Source organism: Paenibacillus sp. 01T422 (genome assembly GCF_056398785.1).
Genome location: NZ_JBFTQB010000836.1, coordinates 1 through 2,910, shown reverse-complemented (window position 1 = coordinate 2,910; position 2,910 = coordinate 1). Strand labels below are relative to the sequence as shown.

Genomic DNA, 2,910 nt, shown 5'->3' with positions numbered 1-2,910 from the left:
CGATCATACTGTCTCCCATGACGCTAAGCATGAACACGTTGCTATCGCCGACCATGCTGACAGGAAGAGGAAAGTAGTCTTCAATGTTCTCAGTTGCTGTAATCGGCACCCCGGCGGTAACTTTACCTACGAGCGGAACGCGTGCAACAGAAACTGCGAAATGCGTCTCAGCACCGTCTAGGCCAAGGATCTCGATAGCACGAGGTTTAGTAGGATCTCGACGAATTAAACCTTTCTTCTCAAGACGCTCCAAATGCCCGTGAACGGTTGAACTGGAGGCTAGTCCGACAGCCTCGCCGATTTCGCGTACAGAAGGCGGGTAGCCTTTATCTTTCACTTCGTTCTTAATGTATTCTAAAATAGCTTGTTGACGCTGCGAAATCTTACTCAATAGTTATCACTCCAATGCTGGGAATCATTACCCAAAGTATAACATAGAACCCGAGTTCGTACAAACATAAGTTCGAATAAAACGTTGACTCAAACATGTGTTCGTGTTATTCTAAAAACAGAACAAATGTTTGGGGGATGAATATTCATGTATATGGCCTACTCACACACTAACAATTCACGCACACCTCATAGATCAACTACCGCGTCCAAAGGGATCGCAACCAAATCTCGCAGTATGAAAACAATCATTCGGTTTCTTTTCATTGCTTTAATTCTGGGAACTGTGTTTTTTTTCGGTGCCATGGTACAAGCCTATGCGGCTGCTTCATCGCCGACGAGCAGTTTGCCAAATCATGTGGAGACTAAGACAGTCGTTCAGGAACAAGTTGTTATTCAAGAAGGGGATACGCTGTGGGATATTGCAGCTGCTCATAAGAAGGACGGAGAGAGCATTCGTTCTTATTTAGATAAGATTAAAATGAAGAATCATTTAACTACGAGTTCTTTGAAAGAAGCTCAGGTTTTATTGCTCCCTTAATGATTACTTTTCTGAAATGGAAATAGACTGTGAGAGGCTAGGAATTGTTCCTATGCCTCTTTTTGCTGTTTTCTTGACATTCTAGTAGAGGGATGGCAAAGTAATACTCATATTGAATTTTTGAACAGGAGGATCATTATGAGTGACAGTATGGATAAAAACATAGAGCGCATTAATGAGCTTGCTCGTAAAGCGAAAACCGTTGGTTTAACGGATGCGGAAATCGATGAACGAAATGAACTGAGAAAAAAATATATCGAGGCTTTCCGAGGCAATCTTAAAGTTCAACTTGATTCCATCAAGTTCACGGACGAAGAGTAGTTGCTTTTCACATAGAAACAACATTCAAAGGGGAAATGAATGATGACGTTGAAAGCTGTACTTTTTGATTTAGACGATACGCTTCTATGGGATGACCGAAGTGTACAGGAAGCTTTTGAAGCAACTTGCGCTGAAGCAGCCAAACACGCGGCTGTGAATCCAGAGGAGCTGGAGGCTGCTGTTCGTAAAGAAGCCCGTGCTTTATACGAGTCTTTTGAAACTTTTTCATTCACCAAATTGATTGGCATTAATCCGTTCGAAGGACTATGGGCTAATTTCACACAAGGTGAAAATGAGAATTTTCGCAAGTTGCAACAATTAGCGCCAGGCTATCGCACTGAATCGTGGACGCGTGGGCTTCGCGCGTTAGGTATAGAAGATTCAGAGCTTGGGTACAAGCTTGGTGAGCTTTTTCCTGCTGAACGCCGCAAGCGTCCGTACGTTTATGAAGAAACGTTTCGTGTGCTGGATTCTTTGAAGGGTAAGTACAAGCTGCTTCTACTAACAAACGGTTCGCCCGATCTTCAAAAAGAAAAATTAGCTGGCGTACCGGCTATTACGTCCTACTTCGATCATATTGTCATTTCTGGTGAATTTGGAGTGGGTAAACCGGATGTTTCAATTTTCCATCATGCACTTGAACTTCTGGGGATTCATGCAGAAGAAGGAATCATGATCGGTGATAAATTGACAACGGATATCCTTGGTTCTGGACGTGTAGGTATGCGCAATATTTGGATCAACCATCATGGCCTGCAAAGTGGAGATGAGATTGTTCCTGCTAATGAGGTATCTCGCTTAGAGGAAGTTTTACCGATAATCGCTAATGCTTAATCCAGCATAACCAAAAAGCCCAACGGCTGTTAGGACGAGGAGTCCTTCGCTGTTGGGCTTTTGTCTAAGGAATTAAGCTTTGATGAAAGCAGGATCTTCCACGTTGTAAGCGACCCATCCATCTTTTTCAATGAAAAGACGAACAGCAACGATTTGGCGATTATCCATCAATGTAAAGAAGTGGTTCGTGTTCTCTGGAACCGAGATGACATCCCCTGGCTCAAGCTCAACATCGAAATAGCCGATTTCTTCGGATTTAATGATGAAGATCCCTTTGCCAGAGACTATTGCGCGAATTTCATCTTCCGTGTGTGTATGAACTTGCTCAAATTTCTTAAGCAGATCTTCGATACTTGGAGTCGCGTCGGAAAGGGAGATAACATCCCAAATTTCGTAACCGCGTCTAGCCGCTAAATCACGGATTTCGGACTCATAAGTGCTAATGATTTGAGCTTTCTCTTCATCATTAAGTACGAATTTCTCGCGGAGTGCTTCAGGAAGTTTGTTCGCATCCCAGTGTTCGTAAACAACTTGTTGGCTATCCAAGAAGGCTTTGACTTGCTCTTCGCCTTCGATTCGTTCGTTGGTATTGCGAATTCTAATTTGTGCCATGCAGCATCCCTCTTTCTTAGTAAATATACTTGTATTATAGTGGAAATGATGTGCGCTGTCGATGCATGATCATAAGATTACCCGATAAAACCTATAGGTTCTAATTTGTGCCATGCAGCATCCCTCTTTCTTAGTAAATATACTTGTATTATAGTGGAAATGATGTGCGCTGTCGATGCATGATCATAAGATTACCCGATAAAACCTATAGG

The 2,910-nt window shown here is 42.7% G+C and carries 5 protein-coding genes; 3 read left to right on the top strand and 2 right to left on the bottom strand.

Features of this window, described 5'->3' with window-relative positions; all coding sequences use genetic code 11:
• Nucleotides 1-391, bottom strand: a 391-nt coding sequence (gene lexA / locus AC1DUA_RS32105; protein WP_477503594.1) for a transcriptional repressor LexA, incomplete at its 3' end; no start/stop codon positions are given.
• Between the two features lie 147 nt (nucleotides 392-538).
• Here lexA and AC1DUA_RS32100 point away from each other — a divergent pair.
• The 3 genes from AC1DUA_RS32100 (at nucleotide 539) to AC1DUA_RS32090 (ending at nucleotide 2,086) form a co-directional block, all read left to right on the top strand.
• Entirely contained in the window at nucleotides 539-931 is a 393-nt protein-coding gene (locus AC1DUA_RS32100; RefSeq protein WP_477503593.1) for a LysM peptidoglycan-binding domain-containing protein, read from the top strand.
• Nucleotides 932-1,069: 138 nt separating this feature from the next.
• Nucleotides 1,070-1,252, top strand: a complete 183-nt coding sequence (locus tag AC1DUA_RS32095) for a DUF896 domain-containing protein (RefSeq protein WP_477503592.1) — start codon at nucleotides 1,070-1,072, stop codon at nucleotides 1,250-1,252.
• 42 nt (nucleotides 1,253-1,294) lie between these two features.
• Complete coding sequence (locus tag AC1DUA_RS32090; protein ID WP_477503595.1) at nucleotides 1,295-2,086, top strand: HAD family hydrolase; 792 nt, start codon at nucleotides 1,295-1,297, stop codon at nucleotides 2,084-2,086.
• A gap of 72 nt (nucleotides 2,087-2,158) precedes the next feature.
• Here the strand turns inward: AC1DUA_RS32090 and AC1DUA_RS32085 are convergent, their stop codons facing one another.
• On the bottom strand, nucleotides 2,159-2,698 hold the full coding sequence (locus AC1DUA_RS32085) for a 1,2-dihydroxy-3-keto-5-methylthiopentene dioxygenase (protein ID WP_477503591.1): 540 nt from the start codon (nucleotides 2,696-2,698) through the stop codon (nucleotides 2,159-2,161).
• Nucleotides 2,699-2,910 lie beyond the last annotated feature (212 nt).